Genomic DNA, 635 nt, shown 5'->3' on the forward strand with positions numbered 1-635 from the left:
CCACTTTAGCGAGTTTCTTTTTGGTACGTATGTACTGCGTGACAAAAGCACCAGAAATAATCAGGAAGCTCAAATAGCAGAAACTCACCAGTTCCAGCGTCGTCGCCAGAATAAAGAATGAAATTCCCGTATGTGGGGCATTAACATCGATAAACTGTACGAAAAACGACACATAGAACAAAATGGCTTTCGGATTAGTCAGGCTCAAAATTAACGCGCGTTTAAAAATAGCACCGTATTGGGGCTCATCGGATTTGGCCTCGTTATTTTTACCCTTCAGGGTCGCGTAGAGAATTTTACTCCCCAGATAGAGCAAATAAAACGCACCAAGATAACGTATAATGTTGAATAATATCGGGGTGGTCTTAATTAATGTCGCCACTCCAGCCCATGCCAGAAACATCAATACCGCATCGCCAATAAATACACCGCAGGCCGCAAGATAACCGCCTTTCATACCGCTACTGACGCTATTTTTGAGTACAAACAGGGTATTTGGCCCTGGCACCAACACAATAAAAATGGCCCCAACCAGATAGGTCCAGTAATTCAGAACCCCGTATTCAGCGAACACATTAACCTCTTTAATTATCTTTCGATCATGCGCGATTAAAGGTGAATATGCTAGCCAATCT

1 protein-coding gene is annotated in these 635 nt (G+C 43.0%); it reads right to left on the minus strand.

Annotated elements, in window-relative coordinates; translation table 11 throughout:
* On the minus strand, nt 1–574 hold a 574-nt coding region (gene leuE, locus ACS8YF_RS19820), incomplete at its 3' end, for a leucine efflux protein LeuE (protein ID WP_440851799.1).
* Nucleotides 575–635 lie beyond the last annotated feature (61 nt).

Source organism: Salinisphaera sp. SWV1 (assembly GCF_052044155.1).
In the GTDB taxonomy this organism is placed as follows: Bacteria; Pseudomonadota; Gammaproteobacteria; order Nevskiales; family Salinisphaeraceae; genus Salinisphaera.